Annotated in this window: 6 protein-coding genes; 3 read left to right on the top strand and 3 right to left on the bottom strand. The window is 47.2% G+C overall.

What is annotated here, in order from left to right; all coding sequences use genetic code 11:
• Window positions 1-289: 289 nt before the first annotated feature.
• The 3 genes from QUB04_RS32080 to sufR form a co-directional block, all read right to left on the bottom strand.
• On the bottom strand, window positions 290-697 hold the full coding sequence (locus QUB04_RS32080) for a hypothetical protein (RefSeq protein WP_333290704.1): 408 nt from the start codon (window positions 695-697) through the stop codon (window positions 290-292).
• A 150-nt stretch (window positions 698-847) separates the two neighbouring features.
• On the bottom strand, window positions 848-1,042 hold the full coding sequence (locus QUB04_RS32075; RefSeq protein ID WP_333290703.1) for a hypothetical protein: 195 nt from the start codon (window positions 1,040-1,042) through the stop codon (window positions 848-850).
• Complete coding sequence (gene sufR, locus QUB04_RS32070) at window positions 1,039-1,743, bottom strand: iron-sulfur cluster biosynthesis transcriptional regulator SufR (protein ID WP_333290702.1); 705 nt, start codon at window positions 1,741-1,743, stop codon at window positions 1,039-1,041. The genes QUB04_RS32075 and sufR overlap by 4 nt, the downstream gene beginning before the upstream one ends.
• A 187-nt stretch (window positions 1,744-1,930) precedes the next feature.
• Between sufR and sufB the strand changes: the two genes are divergently transcribed.
• From sufB to sufD, 3 genes are all read left to right on the top strand, one after another.
• Entirely contained in the window at window positions 1,931-3,370 is a 1,440-nt protein-coding gene (gene sufB / locus QUB04_RS32065; RefSeq protein ID WP_333153706.1) for a Fe-S cluster assembly protein SufB, read from the top strand.
• Window positions 3,371-3,647: 277 nt separating this feature from the next.
• On the top strand, window positions 3,648-4,439 hold the full coding sequence (sufC, locus tag QUB04_RS32060; protein ID WP_333036165.1) for a Fe-S cluster assembly ATPase SufC: 792 nt from the start codon (window positions 3,648-3,650) through the stop codon (window positions 4,437-4,439).
• A complete protein-coding gene (gene sufD / locus QUB04_RS32055; RefSeq protein ID WP_333290701.1) occupies window positions 4,436-5,779 on the top strand; it encodes a Fe-S cluster assembly protein SufD in 1,344 nt (447 codons plus the stop codon). Before sufC ends, sufD begins: the two co-directional genes overlap by 4 nt.
• Window positions 5,780-5,926 lie beyond the last annotated feature (147 nt).

The raw sequence follows: 5,926 nt of genomic DNA, 5'->3' as shown, positions 1-5,926 counted from the left end.
CCGAGTATCTTCGCCATAGCAACGTTTAACAACCGAGTTCGGGATGGATCGGAGTGGTTCCATTACATCATAAGCACCAGGAAAGCTTTGAAAACTTTTAATCCTGTGTCTGCGTTTAGCTTAATGTTAAGCTTGATGCGCTGCATCTCTTTCGCTCGACTTAATTACCTTATCAAGTTTTCCTTTGTCTGTCAACCCTTTTGTCAAAAGTTTTTTTCGATCGCCCGAAACAGCCTCCAATAGCGGAGTTTGACGTATTATTTGCCAGTGTTGCCGATCGACCTTTAACTCACAAGTCCAAAAACGCCGCCTCGGTTCCCTGTTCTCTGCGAATCTTCCCGTCCTTCACAAACCACGCCACAACCTGCTTAACTGTTAATTGTTCGATCGCGCTTTCAGATTCTGTCGCAATTTGCCTCAGAGGCCGCAAAGACGCCACCACCAAATTCGTGAAAAAGTTTTCAAAACTCGCATCAAGTTCGATCGACCCTTTAATACTCTCATCATTCTTAATCCAATCCATCACCTGCCCATTAGTCACCTCAGCCACCGGCTTCCCAGTCTCCCCAGCAATTTGCTTGAGCACCCTCAAAGCATAAATTGCCACCCGCGCCGAAAACTTTTCCTTCGACGACAGCAGCGCCATATCAACTTCCGCACACTCTTCCGGCTTTAAAAAATCTGCTAGCGGTTCCATAGTTATTAGTTACTTGCTATTTGTTATTTGTTATTGGTAATCGGTAAAAACATCTATAGCCTTTCTCAGTAACACGAGGTACCCGACGTGCATAGGGCATTGGGCATAGGGCATTGGGCATTGGGCATACCTCACCACGCTTGAGAACCGCTATATCCGTGTATCCGTGTCAAAATCCGTATAGTGCTGTCGGTAATTGGTAATTAGTAAAAACACCCATCCGTGTATCCCTGTCAAAATCCGTGTAATGCCTTCCCTCATCCTTCTTCCTTCTTCCTTCTTCCTTCTTCCTTCTTCCCTCATCCTTCTTCCTTCTTCCTTCTTCCTTCTTCCCTCATCCCTCATCCTTCTTCCTTCTTCCTTCTTGCTTCTTCCTTCCTCCTTGCAATCAAATAACCGCAGCGGTGTTCCCCATCAATAATCCAGTGAGTTCGCTCCACAATACAATCCGGCAAAACCGCTGCAAACATTTCCAACTCATTACCGCAGACACTCGGAAAAGTTTCAGCAACATTAGAAATCGCGCAGTTGTGTTCCATCAACACAAATCGATCGCCCAAACCAGCGCGATCGCAGAGCCCAACCTCTACAGATTCTACAGGATAACACTCAGCCATATAACCTTCAGCCCTGCGGAGTTCCATTAACTTAGTCACCCGCTCTTCCAGCGAACCCGCACCCACCAGCCGCCGATACTCCGTCGCCTTGCGCTGCCACTGTTTTCGCAGGATAGTAATCACTTGCTCGCGGCCGACTGTTTCCGCCAACGTATCGAGAAAAGAGACTGCAAAATCACCGTAACGATTCGGGAATCGATCGCGCCCCTGACTGGTAAGCTCATAAATGTGCTGCGGCCGCCCCATCCCAGCCTGAACCGACTGATACTGAATCAGCCCCTCCGCTTCCAAATCCTTCAAGTGACGGCGAATCGCCTGCGGACTGATATCCAAAGACTCCGCCAACTCAAGAGCCGTCCCCTGACCCCCCTTGAGCAAATATTGCAGGATGTCTTGTTTCGTGGAAGTCTGCTGAGTAGTCTCCATCATCTTCACAAAAAAAATATTTATTTGACTTTGACAATATCACTGTTGTTAATGTAGCTTAAAATATACTAAAGCAACAAATCAGTTGTTTAACTTCCCAGAGCAGCCCCCAGAACTCGCCGGGCCCCCGACAGTTCCGCGTCTGCCATTTTTGAGAGACATATCCAGAACACTCGAAAGCGCAAAATTAATGAGCTCTACAGTCACAACCCTAGTCAACCAGCCGTATAAATACGGTTTCGTCACCGACATCGAGTCAGACACCATCCCCCGCGGCTTAAGCGAAGATGTAGTCCGCCTGATTTCCGCCAAGAAAAACGAACCGGAATTCATGCTGCAATTCCGCCTCAAAGCATACCGCAAGTGGTTGACAATGACCGAGCCCACCTGGCCCCACGTCAACTATCCCGCGATCGACTACCAACAAATTATCTACTATTCCGCCCCCAAACAAAAGCCCAAAAAGCTCAACAGTTTGGACGAAGTAGACCCGACACTGCTCGAAACCTTCGAGAAACTCGGCATTCCCCTCTCCGAACAAAAGCGGCTCGGAAATGTCGCCGTCGATGCCGTTTTCGACAGCGTTTCAATTGCCACAACATTTAGAGAAAAGTTAGCCAAAGATGGTGTTATTTTCTGTTCCATTTCAGAAGCCGTCAAAGATTATCCCGAATTAATAGAAAAATATCTCGGCAGCGTCGTACCAGTCGGCGATAACTTTTTCGCAGCCCTCAACTCCGCCGTATTCAGCGACGGTTCCTTTGTTTACATTCCCAAAGGCGTCAAATGCCCAATGGAATTGTCAACCTATTTCCGCATCAACAACGGAGATTCCGGCCAGTTCGAGCGCACCCTAATTGTCGCAGAAGAAAACAGTTCTGTGTCTTACCTAGAAGGCTGCACCGCGCCGATGTTTGACACCAATCAACTGCACGCCGCCGTCGTGGAATTGGTAACAATGGACAATGCCGACATCAAATACTCCACAGTGCAAAACTGGTACGCCGGCGACGCCAACGGCAAAGGCGGCATTTACAACTTTGTGACGAAACGGGGTTTGTGTCAAGGAGTCAATTCTAAGATTTCTTGGACACAAGTAGAAACCGGTTCAGCGATTACTTGGAAATATCCCAGTTGCGTGTTAGTCGGCGACAACTCTGTGGGTGAATTCTACTCGGTAGCGCTCACAAACAACAAGCAGCAAGCTGACACCGGCACAAAAATGATCCACATTGGTAAAAATACTCGCAGCACGATTATCTCTAAGGGAATTTCGGCGGGTAATTCATCCAACAGCTATCGCGGCTTAGTGAAAATGGGACCGAATGCTAAAGGCTCTCGCAATTACTCTCAGTGCGATTCCATGCTGATTGGGGATAACGCTCAAGCGAATACTTTCCCCTATATTCAAGTGCAGAACCACACTGCTAAAGTCGAACACGAAGCTTCTACTTCTAAGATTGGGGAAGAGCAATTGTTCTTCTTCGCACAGCGGGGAATTTCCGCAGAAAATGCTATTTCGATGATGATTAGCGGTTTCTGTAAAGATGTTTTCAATCAGTTACCGATGGAATTTGCGGCGGAAGCTGATAAGCTGTTGAGTCTGAAGCTGGAAGGAAGTGTCGGGTAGAAGGAAGTTCGGCAACGGATTATGTAACGGATGTAACGGATGTAACGGATGTCAGTCCGATGTCCGTCGGAAGAAGGAAGAAAATATTTTGGCGGGCGAGAAACCCTCGTTACCAGGCTCTGCCTGGTAACGCATATCTAGAGGCTCTGCCTCGCATTTCTCTCTCCCATTTCCAGCGAGGCAGAGCCTCGCGACACGCATTCCTAGGCAGAGCCTAGGAACGAGAAGAACGAGAAGAAAAAACTGTAAAGTGCATTGAGGAAAAGGACAAAAATAGATGATTGTAGAAAATAGTCAAGTGGTGCTATCCGTCCGCGATTTAACTGCGAATGTGGAAGATACCCAAATCCTGAAGGGTTTGAATCTGGAAATTAAATCGGGTGAAATTCACGCGATTATGGGCCCGAACGGTTCGGGAAAAAGCACTTTATCCAAGATATTAGCGGGTCATCCTGCTTATACGGTAACGGGTGGAGAAGTTACTTTTCTGGGTCAAAATTTGCTGGAATTAGCGCCGGAAGAACGCTCTTTGGCTGGCGTGTTCCTAGCTTTCCAATATCCTTTAGAAATTCCCGGCGTTAGCAATCTGGATTTCTTGCGAGTGGCTTACAATTCTCACCGCAAACATCGCGGATTGGAAGAATTGGATGCTTTTGATTTCCAAGATTTAATCGAGGACAAGCTGGATATTGTCAAGATGAATGATTCTTTTTTAGGCCGCAGCGTAAATGAGGGTTTTTCCGGCGGCGAGAAAAAGCGAAATGAAATTTTGCAAATGGCGTTGTTGGAACCGAAGTTAGCTATTTTGGATGAGACTGATTCAGGTTTGGATATCGATGCTCTCAAGATTGTCGCCGGCGGTGTGAATCAGTTGTCAACTGCTGAAAATTCGATGTTGGTGATTACTCACTATCAGCGGTTGCTGAATTACATTATTCCTGATTTTATTCACGTCATGGAAGCCGGTAGAATTATCTTGACTGGCCCGAAAGAGTTGGCGCTGGAATTGGAAGAGCGCGGTTATGACTGGGTTGTGGAAGAGGAAGCAGCAGGAGTAGGCGCGCGATGATGAATACGCAAGTTGCTAGTAGGGAAATGTTTTTGACTGATTTGGTGAATCAGTGCGGCAAGTTGGGCGCAGCTAATAAGGAAAGTTCTGCTTACGGGTTGCAGGATTTGCGGGATGCGGCGACGGAATACGTGCTTTCTTCGAGTTTTCCGACGGTGAAGGATGAAGAATGGCGCTTTACTGATTTGTCGTCGGTGTTGCAAATTCCTTTTCATATACCGCAGAGCAATCAGTCAACAGTTAAGCTGGCTGATATCATTATGCCAGTGAAAAACAAGGCAGATTTACCATTAAGATTGGTGTTTGTCAACGGGTTTTATGCGCCGGATTTGTCAACGGTGGAGTCGTCGGTTTTTCCCAATTTGCCGCTCGACTTTTACGCAGGTAATCTATCCAATGTACCCGAAAAATATCAAGGGCGCATCAGTGATGTTTTGAGCAAGCACAGACAGCAAACCGAGGTGTTTACGGCGCTGAATACTGCGGGTTTGGCGGATTCTGCGGTGGTGTTCGTGCCGGCCAATATGTCGATCGACCTTCCGATTCACTTGCTGTTCCTGACAGCGCCCGGTGCATCTCCCACGATGTCCCAGCCGCACTGCTTGGTCATAGCTGAGCCTGGAAGCAATGTCACGCTGATTGAGGATTACGCAACTAGCGGTAATGTACCAGCCTTTACTAATGCTGTAACGGATGTTATTGTCGGCGAAAACGCCACTGTGAATCACGTTCGGCTGCAGCGGGAAGGTGGGGAGGTTGTTCATATCGGCAAAAGTGCGATCGAACAATCTCGCAACAGCCGTTATACTTGTCATGCTATCAGCTTGGGAGGCAAAATATCGCGGCACAATTTAGAAGTATTTCAGCGTGGCGAAGCCACTGAAACAACTTTAAACGGCTTAACCGTAGCCTTTGGGGAACAGTTATCAGACACTCACAGTGTAATCGATTTCAATCACCCCCACGGTACAAGTCGCCAATTGCACAAGTGCATTATCGGCAACAAAGCTCGCGCTGTATTTAACGGCAAAGTTTTCGTTCGCAAAGCCGCCCAATTGACAGATGCCGGACAATTGAGCCGGAATTTGTTGCTGTCGCCGAGAGCTCGTGTAGATACTAAACCGCAGTTAGAAATTGTGGCTGACAACGTTAAATGTTCCCACGGTGCAACTGTCAGCCAGTTAGAAGATGATGAGCTTTTTTACTTGCAAAGTCGCGGTTTGGATTTAGAAAGAAGTCGCTATTTGCTAATCGATGCTTTTGCGGCGGAAATGCTCAATCAATTACCGATTCTTGGGGTAGCGAAAATGCTTTCTACCTGCGTGGCTATCCAAGGATAACTCATACAAATGAGGATACAGAGGACACAGCAGTGCTGTGTCCCTACAACATCTTGCACCATTTTTAACAGCCTGTAGATACTGTCTTGAACTGTCAAGGGGTAGCAAGTAAATAATTGGGGTCGAAAGGCTTTTGGGACTTTAAAA

The sequence above is a fragment of the Microcoleus sp. D2_18a_B4 genome (assembly GCF_036702475.1).
Taxonomy (GTDB): Bacteria; Cyanobacteriota; Cyanobacteriia; order Cyanobacteriales; family Microcoleaceae; genus Microcoleus.
The sequence above is the reverse complement of the archived record's forward strand: the minus strand, read 5'-3'. Positions and strand labels throughout refer to the sequence as shown.

Coding starts and splice junctions, on each gene's coding strand:
- sufB (WP_333153706.1), top strand. CDS start 1,931: ATGAGCTCTACAGTCACAACCCTAGTCAACCAGCCGTATAAATACGGT.
- sufC (WP_333036165.1), top strand. CDS start 3,648: ATGATTGTAGAAAATAGTCAAGTGGTGCTATCCGTCCGCGATTTAACT.
- sufR (WP_333290702.1), bottom strand. CDS start 1,743: ATGATGGAGACTACTCAGCAGACTTCCACGAAACAAGACATCCTGCAA.
- QUB04_RS32075 (WP_333290703.1), bottom strand. CDS start 1,042: ATGAGGGATGAGGGAAGAAGGAAGAAGGAAGAAGGAAGAAGGATGAGG.
- sufD (WP_333290701.1), top strand. CDS start 4,436: ATGATGAATACGCAAGTTGCTAGTAGGGAAATGTTTTTGACTGATTTG.
- QUB04_RS32080 (WP_333290704.1), bottom strand. CDS start 697: ATGGAACCGCTAGCAGATTTTTTAAAGCCGGAAGAGTGTGCGGAAGTT.